The sequence below is a fragment of the Exiguobacterium sp. s56 genome (assembly GCF_018618255.1).
GTDB lineage: Bacteria > Bacillota > Bacilli > Exiguobacteriales > Exiguobacteriaceae > Exiguobacterium > Exiguobacterium chiriqhucha.
On the sequence record NZ_JACSLR010000001.1, the window covers coordinates 192,277 to 218,147 of the forward strand.

A 25,871-nucleotide genomic window follows, 5' to 3' on the forward strand; every position below is an offset into this window, starting at 1 on the left:
TTGATACAATGGTTGTCGAGGTGAAGAATATGCAAATCAACTATCCGATTAATCCGGACTGGACGACAGATGAACTGATTGAAGTCGTCGAGTTCTATAACCAAGTCGCCTTGGCCAATGAAGGCGGTGTCGACCGGGAGTCGTTTTTGGACGCGTATCGGTCGTTCAAACAAATCGTGACGTCGAAGTCAGAAGAGAAACAGCTGAGTGCCGTTCACGATGAGCAGACCGGATACTCTACCTATCGTACGGTCCAAGCGGCCCTAAAATCAAATGCAAAGATTATAAAGTTGTAACTGCTGGAAAGCATGGGAGGACGTAACCGTTTTCTCATGCTTTTTTTGTTATTTCTCTAATAAATAGGGTACATATCATTAACAGTTCAATCAGGTTTAGGCTTAGTTGAAATGGGAATATACTCACTAAGATAAAAAATTCAAAATAGTCAGACAATTATCTTTCTTTTTTGAATCTCATCTGATATACTCAATTCAACTTACTAAACCGTAACTTGTAGCCCAACTAAAGGAGTGTGGCATCTCATGAAACAAGTGATCGAGGCATTCAAAAGAAAAGACGCAGAAAAACGGATTCCGGTGCTGCGCTTAGAGATTGATTATGAATTGGCAACGCTCTTCGATGCAATGGCGTCACAAGATGATGCCACTGTCCAGGCTAGCAAGCATCGGTTAGAGAAATATCGCCAAGAACTATTGCGTCTCGAAGCCTGACCCACAACCACCCATTCAACCAGTATTCCATGCGGATACTGGTTTTTGTTTGGTACAATACATAATAGAGGTGATAAACATGTTGGAATGGTTCGCGATTGACTTGATTAAACAGGCAGGGGAATATATCCGCTTACAGATTGACGAGAGCTATCGAATCGAACGCAAGACGGGGAAAGGTGATTTGGTCACGGAAATCGATCGGGCCGTCGAACAGTTGATTGTCGACCGGATTCGTGAGTCGTATCCCGAGCATCATATTATCGGGGAAGAGGGTATCTCGACGGAACCGGATGATTTGTCGGGCACGATCTGGTTCGTCGACCCGATTGACGGCACATTGAACTTCATCCATCAAAAGCGGATGTTCGCCATCTCGATTGCCATCATGGTCGATGGGGTCGTCGAGTACGGCTTCGTTTACGATGTGATGGCGGATGAGCTGTTCGTCGCACGCCGTGGCGTCGGGACGACGCTGAACGGCCGGAAACTCCCGACCATCAAAGAGCACCACGTCCGGGATGCTTTCCTCAGTATGAACGCGACATGGGTGACGCCGAATCAGCAAATTGCACCGGAAGTGCTCGCGCCGATTGTGCGCGATTCCGTCGGCACGCGGGCGCATGGGGCCGCCTCGCTCGAACTCGCCTGGCTCGCAGCGGGACGAGTCGACGGGTATATCACGATGCGCAATATGCCGTGGGACTATGCTGCCGGTAAACTGCTCGTCGAAGAAGTCGGGGGACGGGTCGTCTCGATTTATGGGGAGCCGGTCCGTTATGACGGGAAGACGTCCGTTCTCGCGGGGAGCGAGACGTTCGTCAAGGACGTGGTGAAGCATTACGTCATCGCCAAGGGCGCGACCCCTGAAGTGAAGCCGGACTTGCAAATTGGAATCAACGGGTCTTACGACCGCGTCCGTGACTTGCTCGTCCTGGCCAACCCGAATGAAACGATGGTCCGCGATCAATACAAAGCCGGGACGACATATGAGGCCACGCTCGGCGGGGAACGTGTCGGGGCGTACATGCTCGTCAAACGCAGCGAGACGTTAATCGAGCTCGTCAATATCGCCGTCAAACCGGAACGGCAGAACCAGACGATCGGGCAACGCCTGCTCCAAGACGCGATTCGTCGGGCCGAGAGCAGCGGGGCGAAGCAAATGCTCGTCTGTACGGGCAACTCGAGCATCGTCCAGTTGCGCTTCTATCAACAAGCCGGTTTCCGCTTTGAATCAGTCGAGCGGGATTACTTCCCGGACCACGGTTATCCGCCAATCGAAGAGGACGGGCTCGCCTTGCGTGACCGCATCTGTCTGAAGCGCGACCTATAAGCGTGGGCGCAAAAAGGACAAAATCATAAAGAAGGCCCGGGCGTTTTGCCCGGGCCTTGTGTTATGGACGTCGGTTCGAGAGGACCCGGCGGCGCAAGTTGATTCCAAAAAATGTGGCGATGCCGCTCAAGGCGAGACTGCCGATGATGATGGCGGCACTTCCTTCAGCGACACCGATGCCGATACCGACGAAGCCGGCGACGACCGCGGTCGCGATTAAAACGAACATGAGTTGCATGGAGATTCCCCCTTCTTTCGCTAGTCTTCTTCATTGTAGTCAAAAATGATGCGTTTGAAAACGTTAACAGTTGATAACACTCGACAAAGGTGGTGGGACGTGTGCTATACTCTTAAAGTTGAATAAAAGATGAAACTTTTTTAAATAAGAGAGGACTAACTACATGAATGTAAGAACTAACCTTCGGAACGTAGCCATCATCGCCCACGTTGACCACGGTAAAACAACGCTCGTCGATGAATTATTGAAACAGTCTGGTACATTCCGGACAAACGAAATGGTCGCAGAACGCGCCATGGACTCGAACGACATCGAACGTGAACGCGGAATCACGATTCTCGCGAAAAACACGGCAATCGATTATAAAGATACACGCATCAACATTGTTGATACACCAGGTCACGCCGATTTCGGTGGTGAAGTAGAGCGTATCATGCGTATGGTTGACGGCGTTATCCTCGTTGTCGATGCACGTGAAGGCTGCATGCCGCAAACGCGTTTCGTATTGAAAAAAGCACTCGACCAAGGTCTCCGTCCAATCGTTGTCGTTAACAAAATCGACAAGCCGATGGTACGCCCACTCGACGTCGTCGACGAAGTTGTCGACTTGTTGATCGACCTTGGAGCAGATGAAGATCAACTTGAATTCCCTGTCGTCTATACGTCTGCTGTCAGCGGTTCAAGTTCGTTCGATCCTGATCCAGAGAAGCAAGAAGATACAATCACGTACGTGCTCGACACGATTCTTGAGAACACACCGGCACCAATCGATAACTCGGATGAGCCGCTTCAGTTCCAAGTCACGATGCTCGACTACGACAACTACCTCGGCCGAATTGGTGTCGGTCGCGTCTTCCGTGGGAAAATCAAAGTCGGCGAATCAGTGTCACTTTGCAAAACAGACGGATCAATCAAACAATTGCGCGTCACTAAATTGTTCGGTTACTTTGGCCTCAAACGTGTTGAAATCGAAGAAGCCAAAGCTGGTGACTTGATTGCCATCGCTGGGATGGAAGACATCAACGTCGGTGAGACGGTCACGCCAGTCGGTAAAGAAGAGCCACTTCCGCTTCTCCGCATCGATGAGCCGACGCTTCAAATGCGTTTCATGACAAACAACTCACCGTTCGCAGGACGCGAAGGCGATTTCGTGACGGCACGTAAAATCGAAGAGCGTTTGATGAAACAACTCGAGACGGACGTTTCACTCCGTGTCGAGAACACTGATTCACCTGACCAATGGGTCGTTTCAGGCCGCGGTGAGCTTCACCTCGGGATCTTGATCGAGAACATGCGTCGTGAAGGCTACGAACTTCAAGTTTCGAAACCACAAGTTATCATTCGTGAAGACGAAGATGGTACGAAAATTGAGCCGTTCGAACGCGTCATCGTTGACGTGCCAGAAGAGTACACAGGTTCAGTCATGGAATCAATCGGTCTCCGTAAAGGTGAACTTGCCAACATGAACACGAACGACAACGGTCAAACACGTATGGAATTCATCGTTCCTTCACGTGGTCTCATCGGCTATCGTAACGAGTTCTTGTCAGCGACACGCGGATACGGAATCTTGAACCACACGTTCGAAGAGTACCGCCCGTTCATCGCTGCTGACATCGGCGGACGCCGCAGTGGTGTCATGGTTTGTATCGAACCTGGTAAGTCGACGGCTTACTCGATCGGTGCCCTTGAAGACCGTGGAACGATCTTCATCGAGCCAGGTGTAGAAGTATACGAGGGAATGATTATCGGTGAATGTAACCGTGACGTCGACCTCGCAATCAACGCCGTCAAAGGGAAACAGTTGACGAACATGCGTGCTTCAGCAAAAGACTCGACACAAGTCTTGAAACGTCCACGCGTCTTCTCACTCGAAGAATCGCTCACGTTCTTGAACGATGATGAGTACTGTGAAATCACGCCGGAGTCAATCCGTCTCCGTAAAAAAGTCTTGAATAAGAACGAACGCGAGAAAGCTGACAAGCGTCGTAAACTTGGTAAAGAATAAGTCTTAAAAAAGGGAGCGCCTAGGCGTTCCCTTTTGTTTTGGATAGTGTAGAATGGTTGTGTAGGAAATAAAGGGGGATTATCAGCTTGAAAGCTTCTCAAACGATGGACATCACACAAATTGATGTGCCGTGGATTGCCTCGCTACTTGGTGTCGGCAGTGACGCGAACGACTTCTCGGTCGGGTTCAACGCGTTAATCATCACGGTCATCTTATTAACAATCCTTGTGTTTAAATTAGGTTTTGCGAAACAATTGACGTGGTGGAAATCACTCGTCGTCTATATGCTGCTCGCACTCGGGGCAGGCACGATGGCGCTCGTCTTCTTCACATGGCCGATTCCAGAAGTTCTCCTTGTCATGGCTGTCGTCTTGGCAATCTACCGGGGCCGCCTTTGGTGGAACCGTCGACAAGGCATCGAATCACATTAAAAAATGGACGCTTCGCCCTCGGGCGAAACGTCCATTTTTGCTTACCATCTCCGTTTTTGGCGGAACGATGGATATAGGTGGAATTGGCCGGTCGCGGCACGCTCCGCTGTTCGCGCGGTGATGCGTTCTTGACACGTCTGGCACATATACGTTTTAGCAGGTTTATTACGAAGTCGTTTCGCTTCGAACGACCACGAATCAATCGTATCGATTTTGTCACAAAGAGAGCACTTTACGCGCATGGTCTCACCTTCCTCTTCGTTGATTATAGCATGATTTCAGGAGAGAAAAGCAGGGAAAGAGGTTTGTAAGGGCGAATCCATTTCGTATACCCGTTCGGGAGGAGGGGAGTCTATGGCGAGTAAAGCTGCGTTCGAACTTTCGAGGGCGCAACAAGACGTATTGAACGAGATGCCGTTGACGTTCTTAGTCACGTTTGATGAGCCGAAACGGTGGCCGATCACCCATGCGATCAGCTGGGTGCAAGCGCCGAACGAGAGGACGATTCGCTTGGCGTTGACGAAGAATTCGCATGTGATCACGTTGCTCTCGTATGAGAAGACAGCGAGTCTCATCTTTCTTGAAGGGGGACTTGCCTACAGTATCGCCCTGTCACACGTACACGAATTCGAGCCGAGCGTGAAGCCGGCGTTACACCTTCGCTTTTTTGAAGGGAAAGTCGAAGAGGTCCGTAACATTTCCTTTTACGGGGCGACTTATGGACAACCGGACATCGTCAAGACGTACGATGTCGAAGCAGCAGAAAAGTTGGACCGTGAAGTCAAGGAGAGTTTGAATTCTTGATCACCAACAATTTTCGAGGGGCGGCAAAGTCTATGAAAAAAACGTATGTGCTCGATACGAACGTACTCTTACACGACCCACTATCCTTGTTCCAATTCGATGAGCACGATGTCGTCATTCCCGCCATCGTTTTAGAAGAGCTTGACGGTAAAAAACGTAATATGGATGAAGTCGGCCGCAACGCCCGAGAAACGGCGCGCGTGCTCGATCAATTGCGGACGACCGGTAAACTGCACGACGGGGTCCCGCTCGAGAACGGCGGACGATTGTTCGTCGAGATCGGTCACGAGCATACTGTCGATTTCCCGTTCGACGTCATGACGAACGACAATCGTATCCTGACCGTGGCACTTGGACTGATGAAACAATACGAGCACGACCGGACCCGTAAAGTCGTGGTCGTCTCGAAAGATATACTCGTCCGTGTCAAAGCGGACGCCATCGGCATTGAAGCCGAGGATTACTTGACCGACCATATCGTCGATACGACGAATTTATACGCCGGCTATCGTGAAATCGAAGTCGATCAAGCCATCATCGATGAATTTTATAAAGTCCGACAGCTTCCGCTAGAAGCCGTTTCAAAAAATCAGCTATATCCGAACTCATTCGTCGTCTTAAAGAGTAACGTCTCGAAAGCGAGCGCACTCGCGGTCGTCGATGGGTTGCAACCGATCCTCCGTCCGCTCTCGCTAGACGTCGAACACGTGTGGGGCATCCATCCTCGTAACGTCCAGCAACGGATGGCGCTCGACTTGTTGTTGCGGGACGATATTCCGTTCGTGACATTGCTCGGGAAGGCCGGTACCGGGAAGACGTTGCTCGCGCTCGCGGCAGGCCTGTCGCTCGTCGAAGACGAACGTCGCTTCAACAAGCTCGTCGTGGCCCGACCGGTCGTCCCGATGGGGAACGATATCGGTTATTTGCCCGGTGAGATGGAAGAGAAGCTCCGGCCATGGATGCAGCCGATTTATGATAACTTGGAGTTCTTGTTCAACGCCAACTCGAAAGACGAACTCGGGAACATCTTGGCCGGCATCAAATCGATTCAGCTCGAGGCGCTCACGTATATCCGTGGCCGCAGCATGCCGGATCAGTTCATTATCATCGACGAGGCCCAAAACTTGACGAAACATGAGATTAAGACGATTCTGACCCGAGTCGGCGAGAACTCGAAAATCGTCCTCGTCGGGGACCCGTATCAAATCGACCATCCGTATTTGGACGAGTATTCGAACGGTCTCACGTACGCCGTCGAACGCTTCAAAGGTCAAAACGTATTCGGACACGTCCAACTCATCAAAGGGGAGCGCTCGTCGCTCGCCCGGTTGGCCGCCGATTTACTATAACGAAATAAACGCCGAGCGGCCGCTCGGCGTTTATTTCGTATTTGGATGGAGTGCCACTTGCACGTTCGATTTTTCCAGGAAGGCGTTCATCAGCATAATCAGACCGGTCACGATAAACAGTGCCGAGAATCCGAAGTGGGCGACGACTTGCGAACCGAACAACGGTCCGAGCAAGTTGCCCATGAACTGGGCCGATTGGTTATAAGAGAAGATGCGGCCGGTCGCCCGGCTCGGCGTATGTTGGCGGAGTAACGACTGTACCGACGGCATGAGTGCCGCCGTGGCGAAGCCGAGGCCGAATCGCATGATGACGAGTTGTGTCGTCGACGTCACGAATGCCTGTGGAATCAAGAAGGCGCTATAGACGATGAGCGCCCAGAACAGGATGCGTTCGGCCCCGTAGCGGTCGGAGAGCCGACCGAGACGTTGTGCGGAAATGAGGGCGGCCACACCAGGAGCTGACGCGACGATCCCTGCGATAAAGGCGAGCGACGTCGTATACGGGTTCAATTCCCGGACATACAGCGTCAACAGCGGGCCAATCGATTGGGCCGAGAACGTGATTAAGAACGTCGTCAGAAACAGACTAAATATGAGTTGCGGGTTACGGAGCGAGGCGATCATCGATCGCGTCGAATCAAGCCGCTCGCGCGCCACCGGCACAAAGTCCTCTTTGACGAACACGAGTGTGATGAGGAACGTGATGAATAAGGCACTGCCGGTCAAGAGAAAAACGGGTCGAAGCCCAATCAAGTCTGCGAGGAGTCCTCCAATCAAGGGACCGAGGAGTCCGCCGGTGATGCCACCGGTCGACAGTGTGCCGAGCGCCCAGCCACTTTTCTCTTTAGGCGTTTGTGAAGCGACGAGGGTGATCCCCGCCGAGATAAATCCGGATACGGCACCCATTAAGAGCCGTAAACCGACGAGCTGATACACGTCTTGGACGAAACTGATGAGCGTCATGACGACGGCCATACCGAGACTAGCGCGGATGAGCATCAATTTGCGGCCTTTTTGGTCGGCGAGCCGTCCCCACAGCGGGGAGACGATGGCAGCCACGAGGAAAGTGGCGCCGAATGCGACCGCGGACCACGTAACGACTTGGTCGGAATCGGTGACCCCGAGTTCTTCGATGAACAAGGGGAGGAACGGTAGGACTAGACTCATCGAGGCCGCCGTCAAAAAGCTACCGATCCAGACGATGATTAAGTTTTTCTTCCATAAAGGGTACGTAAGCGTCACGACCTTTCGAGATTGAAGTTTTTCGATACCTTATATGTTACACTTTATGAAGTAAAAAGTCTAAAAAAAGAGAAGGCGCTGTGCCTTCTCTATCATGCCTCTGTTCGCACGGCGATGTGATGGACACCGCGCCATACTTGTTGATTGTGCAAGACGTACACCGGACCGTCCGCGAGTACTTTTCCGTCTCGAGAGAACTGTAAGTAAACGCTTCTGGCCTCGTCGATTGGCAACGTGAGCACCGTCTCCCCATAAAAACTGACGTGCGTCGCCGTGGCGATCGGTTCGGCATTTTGAAGGAATGGCGCGAACGGCATCGCGAACGAGTCGCGCAGCGCCGCATCCTTATCAGCCCGAGACATCGGTTTGTTATGGTCGACGCGTGACCCTTGCGTCAAGCCGTCATCCCATGCCTTCCCCATCTTGGCATAGTATGCGTCGTTGTCACTTTCTACCGCGCGGTCGAGATCCTCGACGTTTCGCTTGCGGTCATCAAAAATCCATACGGTCGGGTCGATCGTCAGCGCGTGACGAACCGCTCCGTCTAGTGGAAAAATCATGGATACGCCCCCTTTATTCACAATACACTGTACATTATACAGCTCTTTCTCAGAAAAAGGGAAACTGCGAGAAACTCGCCGCGAATCCAGACTGTTCATTGAATTATGATGAAATATAATGTACAGTTGAGTTATGACAAACAGTCTGTCATTGTACGGAGGAGGGGTCGTAGTGGCGACAAATTTGGCTGCAGTCCAACGGGAGCAAGCGCTTCAACTATTAGAGGCAGACGCAGAAAAAATCCGTTGTTTGATTGAAGTGCAGTTAGAAAACCTAAAAATGCCGAAGTGCCCGCTTTATGAAGAGGTGCTTGATACACATATGTTCGGTCTATCACGCCAAATTGATTTTGCGGTCCGTCTTGGACTCATTTCAGACATTGAAGGTAAAGGACTGCTCGATTCATTGGAACAAAAGCTGTCCGCCCTCGCGGAAGCTTCAGATTTATGAACCTTATACTCAAACTGTGCAAGCGGCGCTGTTTGAGTATTTTTTTATAATGGGTCAGTGATTGTTGTACATAAGGAAGTGAAAACATGAAAACTCGGTTTCGGTATTTTGATTTCTCGTTGTTCATTGCAGTGCTCATGCTCGTCGGAATCAGTTCGATCATGATTTATAGTGCGAGCGTGTGGAATCGCGGCGATTACGCGAACAGCGGCTTGTACTATCGCCAACTCGTCTACGCAGGGATCGGGATTGTCGTCTACTTCATTGCGACGATGTTCCGCTATGAGAACTTTAGAAAACCTAATATTTTGTATGGCCTCTATTTCGTATCGGTCGTACTGTTGTTCATCACGTGGGCGATGCCACCGCTCAACGGTGCGCGGGCCTGGCTCATCATCGGCAGCTTTACGATTCAACCGGTCGAGATCGCCAAATTCGTGTTGATTCTACTGCTCGCCAACTATTATCACCAGTTGTGGAATGGGGAGCTGAAAGGGTTGCCTGGTCGACTAGGGCGAGCCGCTATCACTAAAAAAGGAATCCGGGCTCAGTTTGGTGCCTTCTTCATGATACCGGTCATCTACTTCTTTTTCCCATACGCCATCGCCATCAACGGACAGCCGGATATGGGGGGCTTGTTCGTCCTCGGGGCCATCATGTTCCTCATGTGGCTTGCCGTCGGGGCACCGCTTCGGATCATCGTGCCTGCTGTGCTCGCCGGGTTTGGACTTGTCTATCTGATGTTCACGACAATCTTCTCGGAGAACCAGCGCAGCCGGATCGAAGTCGTCTTCAATCCGTTCATGGACCCTGAAGGCTACGGGCACCAATTGCTCATGTCGATCATCTCGATCGTCCATGGGGGCTTGACCGGCGTCGGTCTCGGGAACAGTTATCAGAAGTATGGGTACTTGCCGGAACCGGAGACGGACTATATCATGTCCATCATCGCTGAAGAGCTCGGCTTTATCGGGGTCGTCGTCGTCCTCGCCTTGCTGTTCTTCATCGCTTTCCGGGCCGTCAATATCGCCAACCATAGCGATAGTCATTTCGCGATGTTCGTCTCGTTCGGCATCGCCGCTCAAATCATGGTCCAGACCGGAATCAATATCGGTGCCATGTCCGGTTGGTTCCCGGGTACAGGTGTCACGCTCCCGCTCGTCAGTTACGGCGGGACGTCACTCATCATGACGATGGGGATTCTCGGTGTGCTCAGTAGCATCTCGATGCGAAATCGGCACCGGGAAGCGACGAAACGGGCAGAAATTCGGGAGAAATCCGCAGAAAACGTTCAAAGTTCATCATTGCATGTTGTAAGGTAAAAAGGATTGAACTACTTAAATGGGGGGATTTATGTTGAAATCAATTAGCAAATTACTCGTAGCCAACCGTGGTGAAATCGCCATTCGCGTGTTCCGTGCCGCCACTGAATTAGGGATGCGCACGGTCGCCGTCTATTCTCAAGAAGACAGCGGCTCGTTACACCGCTTTAAAGCGGATGAAGCTTATTTGATTGGTCTCGATAAAAAACCGATTGACGCCTATCTCGATATCGAGGACGTGATCCGCATCGCGAAACAGTCGGGGGCTGACGCGATTCATCCAGGTTACGGATTCTTGTCTGAGAATATTGAACTCGCACGTCGTTGCCGTGAAGAAGGCATCATTTTCGTCGGTCCGAACGAAGCGCACCTTCATGCGTTCGGAGATAAAGTTCGGGCCCGTCAAAGTGCGATCGCAGCCGGACTCCCGGTCATTCCAGGTTCGAACGGACCGCTCACGTCTTACGAGGACGCTTTAGACTTTGCGAACGAGCACGGCTTCCCGCTCATGGTCAAAGCCGCGATGGGCGGAGGCGGTCGCGGGATGCGCGTCATCCGTACGGAAGCCGAGATGAAAGATTTGATTGAACGTGCCAAGTCAGAAGCGAAGCAAGCGTTTGGTTCAGACGAAGTGTACATAGAAAAACTAGTGGAACGCCCGAAACACATCGAGGTCCAAATCCTCGGGGATGACCACGGGAACATCATTCACTTGTTCGAACGTGACTGTTCGGTTCAGCGTCGTCACCAAAAAGTCGTCGAAGTCGCACCTTGTGTGACGTTATCGGATGCGTCGCGTCAAGCAATCTGTGACGCAGCCGTGAAACTGATGCGCCATGTCGGCTACATCAATGCCGGTACGGTCGAATTCCTCGTCACGGAAGACGAGTCGTTCTACTTCATCGAAGTCAACCCGCGCATTCAAGTCGAGCATACGATCACCGAGATGGTGACCGGATTCGATATCGTCCAGACGCAACTCATGATCGCACAAGGTGAGTCGCTCCACGGCGACGTCATCCACATGCCGAAACAAGAAGATATCAAATTGCTCGGTTACGCGATCCAATCGCGTGTCACGTCGGAAGACCCGGCCAACAACTTCATGCCGGATACCGGTAAAATCATGGCCTACCGTTCTCCGGGCGGCTTCGGCGTCCGACTTGACGGTGGGAACGCCTACGTCGGTGCCGAGATTTCACCATATTACGATTCGCTCCTCGTGAAGCTGTCGACACATGGCATGACGTTCGAACAGGCCGCTTCGAAGATGGTCCGTAACTTGAACGAGTTCCGGATTCGTGGCATCAAGACGAACATCCCGTTCTTAATCAACGTGATGAAGCATCAGAACTTCATCAGCGGCGACTATAACACGTCGTTCATCGATGAGACGCCGGAACTGTTCGTCTTCCCGAAACGGAAAGACCGCGGGACGAAATTGCTCAACTATATCGGCGATGTCACGGTGAACGGATTCCCGGGCGTCGGTTTGAAAGACAAGCCGATCAGCCGCTCGGTCCGGATTCCGCAAGACCTGCCGGCTGAAGCCAAACCGGGCACGAAACAGATTTTGACGGAACTTGGTCCGGATGGCCTCGCCGACTGGATTAAGCGCCAGCCCGAACTGTTATTGACGGATACGACGATGCGCGACGCGCACCAGTCTCTGCTCGCGACACGGATGCGGACGCAAGACATCATCAATATCGCCGAACCGACGAGCAAGCTCATGCCGGAGCTGTTCTCAGTCGAGGCATGGGGCGGGGCCACGTTCGACGTCGCCTATCGCTTCCTCTCAGAAGACCCTTGGGTACGCCTCATGCGTCTCCGTGAGAAGATGCCGAACGTGTTGATTCAAATGTTGCTCCGCGGTGCCAACGCCGTCGGGTATAAGAACTATGCCGACAACGTCATCGAGAAATTCGTCCACGAAGCGGCCTATGCCGGCGTCGACGTGTTCCGGATCTTTGACAGTTTGAACAACCTCGAGTCGATTCAACTCGCGATTGACGCGACGTTACCGACCGGCAAAGTCGCCGAGGCAGCGGTTTGTTATACGGGTGACTTGTATGACGGTAGCCGTCCGAAATACCACTTGCCGTATTACGTCGACTTGGCGAAGAAACTTGAAGCGAGCGGGGCTCACATCCTTGCCATCAAGGACATGGCCGGCCTGCTCAAACCGGAATCGGCGTACGCGCTCGTCTCGGCATTGAAAGATGCCGTCGACTTGCCGATCCACTTGCATACGCACGACGCGTCGGGCAACGGAATCTTCACTTACGCCCGGGCGACAGATGCGGGCGTCGATATCGTCGACGTGGCTGCGAGCTCGATGTCGGGGATGACGTCACAGCCTTCAGGCGGCAGCTTGATTTATGCGCTTGACCATCACGCGCGTCAACCGAAAATCGATGCGAAGCATTACGAGGTCATCAGCGATTACTGGCAAGACGTGCGTCATAACTACGAGCCGTTCGAGAGCGACATGCGCGCTTCGAACCCGTCGGTATATGAGCACGAGATGCCGGGCGGACAGTACTCGAACTTGCAGCAACAAGCGAAAGCGGTCGGATTGGGTGACCGTTGGAGCGAAGTGAAGTCGATGTATGCCCGTGTCAACATGTTGTTCGGGGATATCGTCAAAGTGACACCGTCGTCGAAAGTCGTCGGCGACATGGCGCTATTCATGGTCCAGCATAACTTGAGCGAACAAGATGTGATTGACCGCGGTCACCAACTCGACTTCCCGGATTCGGTCGTCGAGATGATGCGCGGCGAACTCGGGACGCCTCCAGGAGGGTTCCCGACCGATGTCCAGCAAGCGATTCTTAAAGGTGAGAAGCCGCTTGACGTACGTCCAGGTAAGTTGATTGAGCCGTATGATTTTGAAGCGGCCCAGTCGAAGCTGTTCGAGAAACTCGATCGTCCGGTAACAGATTTCGAATTGCTCTCGAACGCATTGTATCCGAAAGTGTTTGAAGACTATGTCACGCATTCGACGACGTACGGGGATGTATCGGTGCTTGACACGTTGACGTTCTTCTACGGATTGAACGTCGGTGAGACGATTCAAGTTGAAATCGAGACCGGGAAGACACTCATCATCAAACTCGTTCAAATCAGTGCGGCGAACGAGGACGGCATCCGTCTCGTCTCGTACGAGATGAACGGCGTCCCGCGTGAAATCGAGATTAAAGACGTGAACGTGAAGTCGGCGACGACGAGCCGTCCGAAAGTAGACCGGGCGAACCCGAAACAAGTCGGCGCTTCGATGCCAGGTTCAGTGTTGAAAGTGCTCGTCGAACCGGGTAGCCGTGTCCACCGCGGGGAACAGCTCCTCGTCACGGAAGCGATGAAGATGGAGACGACGGTCCAAGCCGCGCAAGACGGAGAAGTCAAAGCGGTCCATATTAAAGAAGGCGACACAATCCAAAGTGACGACTTATTGATTGAGTTTGTATAATGAAAAGAAGCATAGCCGCGCTATGCTTCTTTTTTAGATAGGAGTGGGAGAGATGAGACGAGTATGCTGGTTTCGATCGGATTTTCGATTGACAGATAATCATATGTTACACCGGGCCTTGAAAGACGCTGATTCCGACGATGAGATGGAGTTCGTTTTTTGGCTCAACCCTAACTATTGCGAGCCGTTCGAGACGCGCCACGATTACTTTTTCGCGACGATGCGTCAATTCATGGACGAGTTGGAAGAACGCGGGCTCGGACTTCGGGTCATCGTGGCCGATACGGCCGAACAGTTCGTCGAAGCGCTCGGTGAGCTCGATGTGCTCTACTTCAACGCCGAGTATGTCGAACCGTTCAAACAGCGGGACGACGCCGTCATCCAGGCGCTCGGGGAAGCGGTCAAAGTCATCCGCCTGCTCGACCGCCATTTGTTCGCCCCGAATGCGTTCACGAAAAAAGACGGCGATCCGTATAAGGTATACACGCCATTTAAAAAAGCAGCCTATGCCGAGGCGCCGCCCGCGCCGTATGAGGTCGACGTGAATGCATTGAAGCGTCACGTGACGACAGGGCATGAAGTCCCGGTCGAATTGAAGCGTCAGTTCGATCGCTGTGAGCGTTCGTGGAAAGCGCTCGGCGAAGCGGCAGCCAAACGTCGTTTGAGCGACTTCGTCGCGAATCGGATCGATGCGTACGATGAAGACCGCGACATCCCGGCCATCGCCGGCACGAGCCGTCTGTCTCCGTATCTCCGGACCGGGGTGCTCTCCATCCGAACCGTGACGGAAGCGGTGTTGAAGGCGCCGAAATCGAGCGGACGCGACACATATTACGATGAGTTGTTATGGCGCGAATTTTACTATATGATCATGGTCCAATTCCCGGGACTGAAAGACCGTCCGTTCAACGACAAGTATAAGCATCTCGATTGGGAGAACGATGACGAGAACTTCCAGGCGTGGTGTGACGGAAAGACGGGCTACCCGATCGTCGACGCGGCGATGCGGCAATTGAATGAGACGGGCTGGATGCATAACCGGCTTCGCATGATTGTCGCCTCGTTCTTGTCGAAGCATCTGATGATCGACTGGCGGAAAGGGGAACGCTATTTCGAACAGAAGCTGATCGACTATGAAGCAGCCTCGAATATCGGGGGTTGGCAATGGGCGGCTTCGGTCGGGACGGATGCGGTGCCGTACTTCCGTATCTTCAATCCGACGACGCAGTCCGAGAAGTTCGATGGGGACGGGACGTTCATCCGGAAGTATGTGCCCGAACTCGTGAATCTCGACAAAAAAGCGATTCATTTCCCTGACTTGACCGAGCGGGATGGATACGTCGACCCAATCGTCGACCATAAGGAAGCGCGTGCCCGGGCACTCGAGCGGTTCAAGGACGCGCAGTAAATAGGCATCAAAAAAAGGAGCGATGCCGTCGCTCCTTTTTGTGTACGTTATTAAGATTAAATGGATTGTTGTCGTGCGGCCTCGGTCGTCTGTTTCTGACTCCGATACGCATGATATGCCAAGTACGAGATAATCCCGAAATAGCAGGTAATCAAGAAGGCGTGGAGAAGCGGGACGTACGTGGCGTGTCCCCCAAGGACGATCCACGCACCCGTGCCGACTTGAAGCAGGATGAAGAACAGCGAGGCCCACATGCCGGTCTCGACGAGTCGGTTCGTCTCCCGACGTGCCAAGTAGAGGACGTATAACGTATAGAAGACGAGCAGTCCGGCCATGATGCGGTGCCCCATTTGGACGTATGACTCGAACGTCCACACGTTCTGGTCGCAAATCGGCCAGCCGACACAGGCGTACGTCGCGCCGAGGTGACGGACGTAAGCGCCCGTATAGACGACGACCATCGTATAAATCGTCAAGCCGTAAAGGTGAACCTTCAATCGTTCGGAGACGGCCCGATGCACGCGTTCCCCTTCGAACAAGAGAATCGTCAAGATGAGCAGCGATGCGAACGAGACGAGCGAGATACCGAAGTGGAGCGCGAGAATCGCGTCCGACTGTTGCCAGATGACGGCCCCGGCACCGATAATCGATTGGATGAGCATGAAAATGAACGCGAGGAACGCGAACACTTTGACATCATACCGGTTCTTGACGACCGCAAACGTCCAAATCGTCAAGGCGATGATGAGCAGTCCCTCGATGCCAGAGACGACACGGTGACTGTACTCGATCATCGTTTCGACGCTCGGATTGGTCGGGATCAGTTTCCCGTGGCAGAGCGGCCAATCCGTTCCGCACCCGTCGCCGGAGTCCGTCTTTGTCACGGTTCCACCCATGATCAGGACGAGCATCATCCCGAGCGTGACGAGCGCTGAAAATAGTGCGAGTTTTTTATGCATTCGTTTCCACCTGCTTTTGAGAAAAATCACTAGAATTGTGCCTTGTAAGTTTATATTTTTTTCGCCATACTTATTATACGGCTTTACGTCGTAAAAACGAAACGGAAAAGCTTGCAATCGCTATCAAAATCGTTATTCTAGTATTAACATGGCGTTTTTACTGTGACAATTATCACACGTTTGTCACAAAAAACTAGCTATTTTACAAGCATAAACGACGTATTCTTTTTGAAAATATGGTATCTTTGTTATGAGTTAGGTGAACTTTGTTCATATTGTGTTTTTTCTGTGAAAAGAATACGTGGATTTCGTGATTAGTAGGGGGGTCAGTATGACAAAAGTCAACCCAGGAACAATGGCAGAAGTAGAATATACAGAATCCGCCTCGTTCCGCGACTATGTTGCTCTGGCAAAAATGGGAATCGTTCGCGCCAACTTGTTGTTGGTATTCGCCGGTTTCTTTGTAGCAGCAACATATCAGAGTGATACGCCAGTCTTTTATTTATTTGAGGTTTGGCCGCAGCTCTTATTAACGATGTTAGGAAGCGCACTCGTCATCTCCGGGAGTTGTTACCTAAACAACTTCGTGGACCGTGATATCGATTACTTGATGGGACGTACAGACAATCGGCCGAGTGTCACCGGTAAAATTTCGGGAGAACGGATTTTGCTCCTTGGATTAACGCAGCTTGCGATCGGGACATTGCTCTTATTGATCGTCTCGTATGTGGCAGCAGTCTTCGGTTTAATCGGGGCATTTTTTTATGTCGTCATTTATACGATGTGGCTTAAACGGACGCACACGTTGAACACGGTCGTCGGTAGCATCTCCGGAGCGGTACCGCCGCTCATCGGTTGGGCAGCCATCGATCCCGCGCTTCATATCGACGCGTGGCTCATGTTCCTCGTCATGTTCTTGTGGCAACCGCCACACTTCCTCGCGCTCGCCATGCGGCGTACCGAGGAGTATCGAGCGGCCGGCATTCCGATGCTACCGGTCGTCAACGGCTTTGCGATTACAAAGCGTCAAATCATCTGGTGGATTGCGACGCTGATTCCAGCATCGCTCTTGTTCATGCATTACGGGTTAGTCTACGTAATCATTGCAGCCGGTCTTGGGGGCTACTGGTTATATCTCGGGTTGAAAGGTTTTAAAGCCGAGGATGAAATCAAGTGGGCAAACAAAATGTTCTTTTATTCATTAATTTATTTAGTCGTGTGGATTGTCGCGCTGATTTTGACGGCAGCACTAGCGTAATCACACTCACTATATAGAAACCATTACACATCATTTTGGGAGAAAGTGGGGATTGTTGTGAAATCATTTAAAAAGCTTCTGTTTGGCATCGTCCCGATGATGATGTTCGCACTGCTATTATCAGGGTGCGGCGTTGAGGGATTGTCTGCATTGAAGCCGATGGGAGAAGGCGCTGAAATTCAGCTCCGGATCATTATCATCAGTTTGGTACTTATGCTCTTCGTACTCGTCATCGTATCGATCATTTACGTTTACGTGCTCATGAAGTTCCGTCGTAAAGACGATTCGATTCCGAAGCAAGTCGAAGGAAGCAGCACGCTCGAGATGATTTGGACAGTCGTACCAATCATCTTGCTCATCATTCTCGCTGTACCGACAATCACGACGACTGTCGAACTCGCGAAAGCGAAAGAAGCGAAAAAAGAAGAAGAAATCAATGTTACGGCTAACTTGTACTGGTGGGAGTTTGAATATCCGAACGCAGGCGTCGTCACGGGACAAGAACTTGTCATCCCGGTCGGCAAACGTGTCGGCATCAACTTGACATCGAAAGACGTCATCCACTCGTTCTGGGTACCGGCTTTATCTGGTAAAACGGATACGAACCCAGGCCTTGATAACGAAATGTGGTTGCATGCAAATGAACCAGGTACGTTCTTTGGGAAATGTGCCGAGCTTTGCGGACCGTCACACGCGCTCATGGACTTCAAAGTCATCGCACTCGAGCAAGAAGATTACGACCAATGGCTCGAAGACATGAAAGCACAGCAAGACGCGAACACAGAAAACCTTGTTGCAGATAACCAAAACTTGACGACAGGTGAGGCCGTGTACGTCGAGAGCTGCTTGAGCTGTCACGGGGGCGGGAAAGTTGCGCCTAGCTTGACAAACTTTGGTGATCGCGAATGGTTGATCGGTTACCTCGAAAACAACGAGGACGACTTGAAAAAATGGATTCGTGATCCACAAGAATTGAAAGAAGGCGCGCTCATGCCTGGCTTCAGTGAAGGCCAAATCAGTGATGAAGAGTTAGATGCACTCGTTGACTTCTTGTACGATCAGAAGATTGACTAACGGGAAAAGGGGGATTTCACGTGGCACAGACCACTGCATTGCAGCAACCGCGTAAATACAATGGCATCATGGATTGGGTTACGACGGTTGACCACAAAAAAATCGGTATTTTGTATTTGTTCTCAGGAATCTTCTTCCTCCTTCTCGGTGGAATTGAAGCATTACTTATTCGGTGGCAACTCGTTCGTCCGATGAACGACTTCGTCAGCGGCGAAACGTTCAACCAATTGATTACGATGCACGGGACGACGATGATCTTCCTAGCGGCCATGCCGATGTTATTCGGATTCATGAACGCCGTCGTACCACTTCAAATCGGGGCACGCGATGTCGCGTTCCCGTTCATTAACTCACTCGGATTCTGGTTGTTCTTCTTCGGTGGTGTCATGTTGAACCTTAGCTGGTTCTTCGGCGCTGCACCGAACGCAGGCTGGACGGCGTACGCGCCGCTCTCGACACAACCGGAAGCATCAGGGGTCGACTTCTACGCCCTTGGTCTTCAAATTTCAGGTTTCGGTTCACTCATGGCCGGGATTAACTTCCTCGTCACGATTTTGAACATGCGTGCTCCAGGTATGAAACTCATGCGGATGCCGCTCTTCACGTGGACGACGTTCGTCGCTTCGGCGTTGATCGTCTTCGCGTTCCCACCGCTCACAGTCGGCTTGTTCATGTTAATGTTCGAGCGCTTGTTCGGGGCCGTTTACTTCGACCCGGCAATGGGTGGTAACGTCATCATCTGGGAACACCTCTTCTGGATCTTCGGACACCCGGAAGTATATATCTTGATTTTACCGGCGTTCGGTATTTTCTCGGAAATCATTCCGACATTCGCTCGTAAACGCCTATTCGGTTACACAACGATGGTCTTCGCAACGATGCTCATCGGTTTCCTCGGATTCATGGTTTGGGTCCACCACATGTTCACGGTCGGTCTTGGACCGGTCGCCAACTCGATCTTCGCTGTCGCAACAATGGCCATTGCCGTGCCGACAGGGGTCAAGATCTTCAACTGGTTGTTCACACTATGGGGCGGACAAATCAAGTTCAACGTCGCGATGCTCTACTCGGTCGCATTTATTCCATCATTCCTCGTCGGGGGGATGACAGGGGTCATGCTTTCGGTCGCACCGGCCGACTATCAATACCATGATAGTTACTTCGTTGTCGCTCACTTCCACTACGTTATCGTAGGTGGGGTTGTATACGGTCTATTTGCAGGACTTTACTACTGGTTCCCGCTCATGTTCGGCAAAGCGCTCTCTGAGAAGCTTGGCTACTGGCAGTTCTGGTTGTTCTTCATCGGGTTCCACTTGACGTTCTTCCCGCAACATTTCCTCGGATTGTTCGGGATGCCACGCCGCGTCTTCACATATCTTCCGAACCAAGGGTTTGAGACGATGAACTTGCTGTCGACAATCGGTGCCTTCTTCATGGGTGTGTCGACGATTGTCTTGCTCGTCGCTGTTGTGAAAGCATTCTTGTCAAAACAACGCGTCAAGCCTGACCATTGGGAAGATGGTCGTACATTGGAGTGGACGCTTCCTGTACCGACACCAGAGTACAACTTTGCACAAACACCGCTCGTCAAAGGTCTCGATACGTTCTGGCTCGAGAAGATGGCGGGCAACAAACGGGTATCTGTCGCTGAACCAGTAGCAGACATCCACATGCCGAACAACTCGATTATCCCGTTCTTCATGTCACTCGGCTTGTTCATCGCCGGACTCGGAGCGATTTTCCAAATGGATAACGCAGTTGTCGGTTGGTCACTCATCGTGATCGGATTGCTCATCACATTCGTGTCGATGTTCCTCCGTTCATGGATTGACGACCATGGCTTCTACATTCCAAAATCGAAGATCGAAGCGGATTTGAAAGCGATTCGTGAGAAAGGAGACCAATAAATGGCACATGCAGTCGAAAAACACCCGGTGACCGGAATTCCGGCCAATCCAGAGAAAGCCACGCTGGAAGGGAAAAATAAATATGTAGCCTTCTGGTTCTTCCTCGGTGGAGAGACCGTTCTCTTCGCCTCGCTCTTCGGAACGTATGTCGGTCTACTCAACTCTGGTGCGCCAGAGGAACTTCGTTCATACAATATCTTTGAGATGGGGCTCGTCTTCTTAATGACGATGCTCCTCCTCACAAGTTCGCTCACAAGTGTTCTCGCCATGATGAACATGAAAGCGAACAATCCAGGCCGCATGAAGTTTTGGTTGGTGATCACGCTTCTCCTCGGGGCAGGTTTCCTTGGAGCTGAGATTTACGAGTTCATCCACTACTACCATATCGGTCACACGTTCACGTCGAGCGCGTTCGGATCTGCGTTCTACACGCTCGTCGGTTTCCACGGCGCGCACGTCACGTTCGGTCTTCTTTGGATTACGACGTTGTTAATTCGTAACTGGAACCGTCCGATCGATGTGTACAACGCACCGAAGTTTTACGTGTCGAGCCTATATTGGCACTTTATCGACGTCGTCTGGGTTTTCATCTTCTCAATCGTCTACCTCTTAGGGATGGTGAGCTAACATGGAAAAACAACCAATCAACGAATCACACAAACAGTTAGAGCTCGAAGTAAAAGCCGAGTCACGCCGCGAGTATCAACTCCAGTTGATCAGCTTCGCGATGATGATCTTGCTCACATTCGTCGCGTTCGGCGCCGTATACGCTGAACTCATGCCGGTGTGGGCAGCAGGTGGTTTCTTAATCATCCTCGCCATCATCCAAGTGTTCTTGCAGCTGTATATCTTCATGCATATGAACAACCGTGGCAACACGTGGATCGTCGGAATGATGTGGCTTGGCATCTTTGTCGCCATCATTACAGTCGCTGCACTTCGCTTGCTCATTTGGTAAATGTGACAAAGGATTGAACATCTGTGGAAACACAGATGATTCAGTCCTTTTTGCTTTACTTCAAAAATAAAGGAATAGTAATCTTGAAGTGAACGGTTTCATCGGTTTGGGAGAGAAAGAAAAGGGGTGAAGGGATGCTCTGGAATACATCAGAGCTACTCAAACAGTTCGATTGGATGACACTTTGGAGTCCATGGTTCGGATTGTTGATGGTAGGGTTGTACGTCCTCTATGCGGTCGTCACAGAGAAAATGGCGAAGCGAGGGTACGAGTCGACCACGTTACTACAAAAGTTCAGCATGTTATCCGCCATTGTATTGTATTATATCGGTTTCGGAAGTCCGGTCGATGTCCTTGCACACATCATCTTCTCGGTGCACATGTTGCAGATGGTGCTCGTCTATGTGCTCGCACCGGCGCTCGTCGTGTACGGGATGCCATATTGGGTGTTCGAGAAATTATTTGGCTATAAGGTGATTGGGCCGACGCTCAGATTTATGTCAAAACCTTTGATCGCCCTCGTTTTGTTCAATGCATTGTTCACCTTGTATCACATGCCATTCATCTTTGACTACGTCTTGACGAACTATGAAGTGCATCGTATCTTCCACGGCGCTCTCATCGTCTTCAGTTTGACGATGTGGTATCCGGTCATCGCACCGTTCCTCTCAGAAGAAGAGGAAGGGATGTCGGATTTGCGACGGATGGTGTACATCATCGCGAACGGCGTGCTGTTGACACCGGCCTGTGCACTCATCATCTTCAGCCAAGGAATTCTTTATGACGCCTATACGGACGCCGAGACGTTCGCGACGGTGCTCGGCTACTGTATGCCGAACGGCGATGTGTCGGGTCTCGATTTGAATGCGCTCATGGGAGCAACGAACAGCGCTCTTGAAGACCAACGCTTCGGCGGGGTATTGATGAAGCTCGGTCAAGAAGTCGTATACGGTTTCTTCTTCGGCTGGACGTTCTTCGGTTGGGTGCGCCGGACGAAATCGCTTGCGCTTGACGAAGGCATGTCGTTCACACCGCAAGAACCAAAAGAGAAAAAATGAACTAAATCAAAGGGGAAACTACGATGAACTATCTTGCCTTGATCAGTGTGACATTCATTGTCATCAGTGCTATTTTAGTCGCAATCGGATGGACGATCATTGCGCGCGATCGTCGCAACGTCGACAAACATAAGAAAGTCATGACGGCCGCCGCGATCGCCGCGACGACATTCTTCATTCTCTACGTCTCACGGACGATTTTCGTCGGCAATACCGCCTTCGGGGGACCGGATTCAGTGAAGCCTTACTATTTGGCGTTCATGATTTTCCATATCCTGCTCGCGACGACAGGTGGGGTCCTCGGATTGATCACGCTTTACCTCGGCTATAAAAATAAAGTCGAGAAACACCGTAAAATCGGACCGAAAGCCTCAGTCGTCTGGTTTTTCACAGCGATTACAGGCGTGACGGTATACGTCCTCCTTTATGTCGCCTATGACCCGGGTGAGACGACAAACGTCTTCCGTGCCATTATCGGTGGGTGAATCGAGAGAGGGGGATGAGGATGAAACGGAACAGCTATATGACGGTCGGCTTGACGGTCGCCATTCTGGTGGCGATCGGTGTGGCCTCGTACTTCTTATTCTTTAAAGAAGAGGACCTGCCCGTCATCCAAGAGCCGACCCCGTTCACGTTGACGAATGCGCTCGACGGTCAGTCGTACAATTCGGACAATGGCAAAGTCAAAATCGTCACGTTCTTCTATACGAACTGTCCGGACATCTGCCCGCTCACGTTGCGTGACTTCATGAAGCTCGAGCAAGAGTTGAAAGCGAACGACTTGTACGGGACGGACGTCGAGCTCGTCGCCATCACTGTCGACCCTGAAGTCGATACGGTGCCGGTCCTAGAGAATTACGGGGAGGCGTTCCAAGCCGAACCAACGGGCTGGAAGATGTTGACCGGTGACCAGGCCGATATCGACCGCATCACGCGTCAGCTTCAATTCTATTATTCGAAAGCGAACAGCGGACTCGTCACGCATGCGACGACGATGTATATCATCGACCGTCAGCACGACGTCCGTGCGGTCGCCCAAATGGCCACGGCAGGAGAAAAACCCGTCGATATCGAAACCATTATGGAGGACGTGTTAGTACTCGCGGCAGAAAAGGAGTGAAGAAGATGAATGATACGATGGCTGTCATCGGAAATGATTATTCCTATGGAGATGTGACGATCGCTGAGCGGGCGATTGAGGATTTGATTGCTTGCAGTGCAATCGAATTCGGATTGCGTGAAGTGAAGGTCGTGTCCGTCTCGAAAGAGCGATACGATTATCAAATCGTTGCACCCGTCTCACTCGTTGAGGCTGAACGCTTATATCGGTACGTGCGCGACCAGTTCGACTTGTTGCTCGGACAAGTCGATGTGACGCTCAACGTCATCGCGACATGACAAAAGGGAGGCCCTCGGCGGGTCCTCCCTTTTTTGTCTGTTGATGATGATTGTTGTCTATATTTTCCAGTGGTGAACTCTGGTATGATGAAGGCAGTAGTCACGATACGCGACTCATCGAGGGGGAAATCAGATGCAACAGCAAGCATTGGTCGTCATCGACATTCAGAATGACATCACGAAAAATTACAAAGCGGTCATCGACAACATCAACACATCGATCGATTGGGCGGTCGACAAGGGGATTCCCGTCGTCTATATCCGACATGAGAACTTATCTGCGGGGACAAGAACGTTCAAAACCGGGACGCGCGGGGCGGAATTAGCGCCAGATTTGAAGATCGTGTCCGATCACGTATTCACCAAATACAAGGGCAACGCCTTGACGAGCGAGGCGTTCGCGGCGTTCATTGAACAGCATGGCATCGACACGTTCTATATCACCGGTGCCGATGCGACCGCCTGTGTGAAGTCGACGTGTTACAATCTGCGGAAATCCGACTATACGGTCAGCGTCCTGTCGGATTGCATCACGAGCTATGACTTGAAGAAAATCGACGACATGATCGCGTATTACGAGGGTAAGGGCTGCACCATCATCCAATCAGAGGACTTGTCGGCGTAATCTGCTCTGCCGATGCTTACCTCGGTTCGTTATATGTGTCCATAAGAAAAACCCCTTCGCTTATGCAAGGGGTTTTACTTCGAGTGTCTCAGCGAGTGCGGCTAGACGACGCTCGCAATCACGGACGATTTCTTCTGGGAACTCTTCGTCGTACTCGACGCCGTGCGGGTAATAATGTTTTCCGAGAATCGGTGTCAACATTTTGACGACCGCATGACGGTCCTCGATTTGGCCTTCGATTGCATATACCGGTAAGCGAAGGTAGAACGTCTCGCCTGTCGATTGTTTCTCGTACTTCATGTCATACGTTGCACGCTCATAGTCCCAAGCGCCTTCACGGATGAAATGATGATGATCCATGATCGTCTCGAGCAAACCGAAGCGGATCTCTTTTCCCTCGATGTGGAACTGCTCAAATTTCATCATAATCCCCCTTTTCCCTAATAAACCTCATATGTCATCATATCATATTCGAAAACGTTCTTGGAATAACGTGTGTTCAAATTGTGAAAAAAAGATGAACGCCTCAAGCGCGGGGATCGAGGTATTGGGCGATCTTGTCCGAAAGCCTCACTCCGAGCGGCATGAGTCCCTCTGAGCCGAAGAAAACGTTGAACTCTAAAATGTAAAATTCACCGTCGGCGACGATGACGTCGAAGGCCGCGTGATTGATGTGGAGCGTCTTGGCGATGTCGAGCACTTCCGCGACGACGTCTTCCGGGATATCGTCATATGAGAACTGGGCGCCTTGGGCGACGTTGTTCAAGAACGCCTCGCTGACACGCCAATACGAACCGACGACTTCTTCACCGATGACGATGATCCGCAGGTCGCGGTCGTTCGGGATGTATTGCTGGACGTAGAACGTCTCATGCTTGTCGACGTACTCGAGCCAATCCTGTTCATGCTTGATGAGCCAGACGCCTTGTCCCATCGACGACTTGGCCGTCTTGGCGACGAACGGATACTCGAACTCTTCCAAAACACGCTCGATCGTATATGGGTTTTTCCCGTAGATGAGCGTCTTCGGGATTCGGTGCGGGAACGTTGCCTTGAAGGCGCGCGTCATCTCGATCTTATCGTGTCCGAGATGATACGTGGCCGGGGACGGGAAAATCGGTTTGTTGAGTCCATAGATGATTGAGTTGACCATCCAATATTCAGGGAACAAGACGAGGTCGGCTGCTCTTACTTTATCGAGCTGGTCGTAATAATATTCAGGTTTCGCATAGTCGGTTTTAATGCCGGCCGAGCGAATCATATTGAATGAGACTTTTTTCATAGCGAG

General features: G+C 51.5%; 28 protein-coding genes. 21 read left to right on the forward strand and 7 right to left on the reverse strand.

Annotated elements, in window-relative coordinates:
• Positions 1-29 precede the first annotated feature (29 nt).
• From KNP71_RS01000 to KNP71_RS01010, 3 genes are all read left to right on the forward strand, one after another.
• On the forward strand, positions 30-296 hold the full coding sequence (locus KNP71_RS01000) for a UPF0223 family protein (protein ID WP_021067001.1): 267 nt from the start codon (positions 30-32) through the stop codon (positions 294-296).
• A gap of 246 nt (positions 297-542) precedes the next feature.
• Positions 543-731, forward strand: coding sequence for a hypothetical protein (locus tag KNP71_RS01005; protein ID WP_015881266.1), 189 nt, complete (start codon positions 543-545; stop codon positions 729-731).
• A gap of 79 nt (positions 732-810) precedes the next feature.
• Positions 811-2,064 carry an inositol monophosphatase family protein gene (locus KNP71_RS01010; RefSeq protein ID WP_214829851.1) on the forward strand — a complete coding sequence of 418 codons (1,254 nt, stop codon included), beginning with the start codon at positions 811-813 and terminating at the stop codon, positions 2,062-2,064.
• A gap of 61 nt (positions 2,065-2,125) precedes the next feature.
• Here KNP71_RS01010 and KNP71_RS01015 read toward each other — a convergent pair whose 3' ends face one another.
• Positions 2,126-2,302: a hypothetical protein gene (locus tag KNP71_RS01015; RefSeq protein ID WP_021067003.1), complete on the reverse strand. Its 177-nt coding sequence runs from the start codon at positions 2,300-2,302 to the stop codon at positions 2,126-2,128.
• 163 nt (positions 2,303-2,465) lie between these two features.
• Here KNP71_RS01015 and typA point away from each other — a divergent pair, with 163 nt between their 5' ends.
• Both typA and KNP71_RS01025 read left to right on the forward strand, forming a co-directional pair.
• Positions 2,466-4,310 carry a translational GTPase TypA gene (gene typA, locus KNP71_RS01020; protein WP_021067004.1) on the forward strand — a complete coding sequence of 615 codons (1,845 nt, stop codon included), beginning with the start codon at positions 2,466-2,468 and terminating at the stop codon, positions 4,308-4,310.
• A gap of 86 nt (positions 4,311-4,396) precedes the next feature.
• The gene (locus KNP71_RS01025) at positions 4,397-4,741 is read left to right on the forward strand and encodes a YlaH-like family protein (RefSeq protein WP_235045181.1); all 345 of its coding nucleotides are present in this window, start codon (positions 4,397-4,399) and stop codon (positions 4,739-4,741) included.
• Positions 4,742-4,782: 41 nt separating this feature from the next.
• On the opposite strand, the gene KNP71_RS01030 is transcribed toward KNP71_RS01025, so the two are convergent.
• Positions 4,783-4,983 (reverse strand): YlaI family protein, encoded by a 201-nt coding sequence (locus tag KNP71_RS01030; protein WP_021067006.1) that lies wholly within the window; start codon positions 4,981-4,983, stop codon positions 4,783-4,785.
• A 112-nt stretch (positions 4,984-5,095) separates the two neighbouring features.
• Between KNP71_RS01030 and KNP71_RS01035 the strand changes: the two genes are divergently transcribed.
• A complete protein-coding gene (locus KNP71_RS01035) occupies positions 5,096-5,545 on the forward strand; it encodes a PNPOx family protein (RefSeq protein ID WP_021067007.1) in 450 nt (149 codons plus the stop codon).
• Between the two features lie 32 nt (positions 5,546-5,577).
• Entirely contained in the window at positions 5,578-6,894 is a 1,317-nt protein-coding gene (locus KNP71_RS01040; RefSeq protein WP_021067008.1) for a PhoH family protein, read from the forward strand.
• A 30-nt stretch (positions 6,895-6,924) separates the two neighbouring features.
• On the opposite strand, the gene KNP71_RS01045 is transcribed toward KNP71_RS01040, so the two are convergent.
• Both KNP71_RS01045 and KNP71_RS01050 read right to left on the reverse strand, forming a co-directional pair.
• The gene (locus tag KNP71_RS01045; RefSeq protein ID WP_051627736.1) at positions 6,925-8,136 is read right to left on the reverse strand and encodes a multidrug efflux MFS transporter; all 1,212 of its coding nucleotides are present in this window, start codon (positions 8,134-8,136) and stop codon (positions 6,925-6,927) included.
• A 92-nt stretch (positions 8,137-8,228) separates the two neighbouring features.
• Positions 8,229-8,696: a hypothetical protein gene (locus tag KNP71_RS01050; RefSeq protein ID WP_021067010.1), complete on the reverse strand. Its 468-nt coding sequence runs from the start codon at positions 8,694-8,696 to the stop codon at positions 8,229-8,231.
• 172 nt (positions 8,697-8,868) lie between these two features.
• On the opposite strand from KNP71_RS01050, the gene KNP71_RS01055 reads away from it, so the two are divergent.
• The 4 genes from KNP71_RS01055 to KNP71_RS01070 all read left to right on the forward strand — a co-directional run bounded on the left by KNP71_RS01055 (position 8,869) and on the right by KNP71_RS01070 (position 15,346).
• On the forward strand, positions 8,869-9,147 hold the full coding sequence (locus KNP71_RS01055) for an Fpa/YlaN family protein (protein ID WP_021067011.1): 279 nt from the start codon (positions 8,869-8,871) through the stop codon (positions 9,145-9,147).
• 86 nt (positions 9,148-9,233) lie between these two features.
• On the forward strand, positions 9,234-10,469 hold the full coding sequence (locus tag KNP71_RS01060; protein WP_029595754.1) for an FtsW/RodA/SpoVE family cell cycle protein: 1,236 nt from the start codon (positions 9,234-9,236) through the stop codon (positions 10,467-10,469).
• A 31-nt stretch (positions 10,470-10,500) separates the two neighbouring features.
• The gene (locus KNP71_RS01065) at positions 10,501-13,938 is read left to right on the forward strand and encodes a pyruvate carboxylase (protein WP_131471133.1); all 3,438 of its coding nucleotides are present in this window, start codon (positions 10,501-10,503) and stop codon (positions 13,936-13,938) included.
• Between the two features lie 52 nt (positions 13,939-13,990).
• On the forward strand, positions 13,991-15,346 hold the full coding sequence (locus tag KNP71_RS01070; protein ID WP_214798904.1) for a cryptochrome/photolyase family protein: 1,356 nt from the start codon (positions 13,991-13,993) through the stop codon (positions 15,344-15,346).
• Positions 15,347-15,402: 56 nt separating this feature from the next.
• On the opposite strand, the gene KNP71_RS01075 is transcribed toward KNP71_RS01070, so the two are convergent.
• Positions 15,403-16,305 (reverse strand): COX15/CtaA family protein, encoded by a 903-nt coding sequence (locus KNP71_RS01075; protein WP_058763310.1) that lies wholly within the window; start codon positions 16,303-16,305, stop codon positions 15,403-15,405.
• A 331-nt stretch (positions 16,306-16,636) separates the two neighbouring features.
• On the opposite strand from KNP71_RS01075, the gene cyoE reads away from it, so the two are divergent.
• The 10 genes from cyoE (at position 16,637) to KNP71_RS01125 (ending at position 24,583) form a co-directional block, all read left to right on the forward strand.
• Positions 16,637-17,563: a heme o synthase gene (gene cyoE, locus KNP71_RS01080; RefSeq protein WP_214755769.1), complete on the forward strand. Its 927-nt coding sequence runs from the start codon at positions 16,637-16,639 to the stop codon at positions 17,561-17,563.
• A 57-nt stretch (positions 17,564-17,620) separates the two neighbouring features.
• Positions 17,621-18,637, forward strand: coding sequence for a cytochrome c oxidase subunit II (gene coxB / locus KNP71_RS01085; protein WP_260570837.1), 1,017 nt, complete (start codon positions 17,621-17,623; stop codon positions 18,635-18,637).
• 68 nt (positions 18,638-18,705) lie between these two features.
• Positions 18,706-20,544, forward strand: coding sequence for a cytochrome c oxidase subunit I (gene ctaD, locus KNP71_RS01090; protein ID WP_214755943.1), 1,839 nt, complete (start codon positions 18,706-18,708; stop codon positions 20,542-20,544).
• A complete protein-coding gene (locus KNP71_RS01095; RefSeq protein ID WP_021067019.1) occupies positions 20,545-21,171 on the forward strand; it encodes a cytochrome (ubi)quinol oxidase subunit III in 627 nt (208 codons plus the stop codon).
• A 1-nt stretch (position 21,172) separates the two neighbouring features.
• Positions 21,173-21,502: a cytochrome C oxidase subunit IV family protein gene (locus KNP71_RS01100; RefSeq protein WP_021067020.1), complete on the forward strand. Its 330-nt coding sequence runs from the start codon at positions 21,173-21,175 to the stop codon at positions 21,500-21,502.
• Between the two features lie 134 nt (positions 21,503-21,636).
• Positions 21,637-22,560 carry a cytochrome c oxidase assembly protein gene (locus tag KNP71_RS01105; RefSeq protein ID WP_214829854.1) on the forward strand — a complete coding sequence of 308 codons (924 nt, stop codon included), beginning with the start codon at positions 21,637-21,639 and terminating at the stop codon, positions 22,558-22,560.
• Positions 22,561-22,583: 23 nt separating this feature from the next.
• Positions 22,584-23,045, forward strand: coding sequence for a DUF420 domain-containing protein (locus KNP71_RS01110; RefSeq protein WP_034777049.1), 462 nt, complete (start codon positions 22,584-22,586; stop codon positions 23,043-23,045).
• 20 nt (positions 23,046-23,065) lie between these two features.
• Positions 23,066-23,680: an SCO family protein gene (locus tag KNP71_RS01115; protein WP_021067023.1), complete on the forward strand. Its 615-nt coding sequence runs from the start codon at positions 23,066-23,068 to the stop codon at positions 23,678-23,680.
• 5 nt (positions 23,681-23,685) lie between these two features.
• Positions 23,686-23,958, forward strand: coding sequence for a hypothetical protein (locus KNP71_RS01120; protein WP_021067024.1), 273 nt, complete (start codon positions 23,686-23,688; stop codon positions 23,956-23,958).
• A gap of 133 nt (positions 23,959-24,091) precedes the next feature.
• Positions 24,092-24,583, forward strand: coding sequence for a cysteine hydrolase family protein (locus KNP71_RS01125; protein WP_021067025.1), 492 nt, complete (start codon positions 24,092-24,094; stop codon positions 24,581-24,583).
• Positions 24,584-24,643: 60 nt separating this feature from the next.
• Here the strand turns inward: KNP71_RS01125 and KNP71_RS01130 are convergent, their stop codons facing one another.
• Entirely contained in the window at positions 24,644-25,006 is a 363-nt protein-coding gene (locus tag KNP71_RS01130) for a YugN family protein (RefSeq protein WP_021067026.1), read from the reverse strand.
• A gap of 103 nt (positions 25,007-25,109) precedes the next feature.
• Positions 25,110-25,865: an ATP-grasp domain-containing protein gene (locus KNP71_RS01135; RefSeq protein WP_021067027.1), complete on the reverse strand. Its 756-nt coding sequence runs from the start codon at positions 25,863-25,865 to the stop codon at positions 25,110-25,112.
• Positions 25,866-25,871: the final 6 nt, after the last annotated feature.

What these genes read in the sequence shown, in the direction of transcription:
- KNP71_RS01000 (WP_021067001.1), top strand. Translation starts at nt 30, where the DNA reads ATGCAAATCAACTATCCGATTAATCCGGACTGGACGACAGATGAACTG.
- KNP71_RS01005 (WP_015881266.1), top strand. Translation starts at nt 543, where the DNA reads ATGAAACAAGTGATCGAGGCATTCAAAAGAAAAGACGCAGAAAAACGG.
- KNP71_RS01010 (WP_214829851.1), top strand. Translation starts at nt 811, where the DNA reads ATGTTGGAATGGTTCGCGATTGACTTGATTAAACAGGCAGGGGAATAT.
- KNP71_RS01015 (WP_021067003.1), bottom strand. Translation starts at nt 2,302, where the DNA reads ATGCAACTCATGTTCGTTTTAATCGCGACCGCGGTCGTCGCCGGCTTC.
- typA (WP_021067004.1), top strand. Translation starts at nt 2,466, where the DNA reads ATGAATGTAAGAACTAACCTTCGGAACGTAGCCATCATCGCCCACGTT.
- KNP71_RS01030 (WP_021067006.1), bottom strand. Translation starts at nt 4,983, where the DNA reads ATGCGCGTAAAGTGCTCTCTTTGTGACAAAATCGATACGATTGATTCG.
- KNP71_RS01035 (WP_021067007.1), top strand. Translation starts at nt 5,096, where the DNA reads ATGGCGAGTAAAGCTGCGTTCGAACTTTCGAGGGCGCAACAAGACGTA.
- KNP71_RS01040 (WP_021067008.1), top strand. Translation starts at nt 5,578, where the DNA reads ATGAAAAAAACGTATGTGCTCGATACGAACGTACTCTTACACGACCCA.
- KNP71_RS01050 (WP_021067010.1), bottom strand. Translation starts at nt 8,696, where the DNA reads ATGATTTTTCCACTAGACGGAGCGGTTCGTCACGCGCTGACGATCGAC.
- KNP71_RS01060 (WP_029595754.1), top strand. Translation starts at nt 9,234, where the DNA reads ATGAAAACTCGGTTTCGGTATTTTGATTTCTCGTTGTTCATTGCAGTG.
- KNP71_RS01065 (WP_131471133.1), top strand. Translation starts at nt 10,501, where the DNA reads ATGTTGAAATCAATTAGCAAATTACTCGTAGCCAACCGTGGTGAAATC.
- KNP71_RS01070 (WP_214798904.1), top strand. Translation starts at nt 13,991, where the DNA reads ATGAGACGAGTATGCTGGTTTCGATCGGATTTTCGATTGACAGATAAT.
- KNP71_RS01075 (WP_058763310.1), bottom strand. Translation starts at nt 16,305, where the DNA reads ATGCATAAAAAACTCGCACTATTTTCAGCGCTCGTCACGCTCGGGATG.
- cyoE (WP_214755769.1), top strand. Translation starts at nt 16,637, where the DNA reads ATGACAAAAGTCAACCCAGGAACAATGGCAGAAGTAGAATATACAGAA.
- ctaD (WP_214755943.1), top strand. Translation starts at nt 18,706, where the DNA reads ATGGATTGGGTTACGACGGTTGACCACAAAAAAATCGGTATTTTGTAT.
- KNP71_RS01095 (WP_021067019.1), top strand. Translation starts at nt 20,545, where the DNA reads ATGGCACATGCAGTCGAAAAACACCCGGTGACCGGAATTCCGGCCAAT.
- KNP71_RS01100 (WP_021067020.1), top strand. Translation starts at nt 21,173, where the DNA reads ATGGAAAAACAACCAATCAACGAATCACACAAACAGTTAGAGCTCGAA.
- KNP71_RS01105 (WP_214829854.1), top strand. Translation starts at nt 21,637, where the DNA reads ATGCTCTGGAATACATCAGAGCTACTCAAACAGTTCGATTGGATGACA.
- KNP71_RS01110 (WP_034777049.1), top strand. Translation starts at nt 22,584, where the DNA reads ATGAACTATCTTGCCTTGATCAGTGTGACATTCATTGTCATCAGTGCT.
- KNP71_RS01115 (WP_021067023.1), top strand. Translation starts at nt 23,066, where the DNA reads ATGAAACGGAACAGCTATATGACGGTCGGCTTGACGGTCGCCATTCTG.
- KNP71_RS01120 (WP_021067024.1), top strand. Translation starts at nt 23,686, where the DNA reads ATGAATGATACGATGGCTGTCATCGGAAATGATTATTCCTATGGAGAT.
- KNP71_RS01125 (WP_021067025.1), top strand. Translation starts at nt 24,092, where the DNA reads ATGCAACAGCAAGCATTGGTCGTCATCGACATTCAGAATGACATCACG.
- KNP71_RS01130 (WP_021067026.1), bottom strand. Translation starts at nt 25,006, where the DNA reads ATGAAATTTGAGCAGTTCCACATCGAGGGAAAAGAGATCCGCTTCGGT.
- KNP71_RS01135 (WP_021067027.1), bottom strand. Translation starts at nt 25,865, where the DNA reads ATGAAAAAAGTCTCATTCAATATGATTCGCTCGGCCGGCATTAAAACC.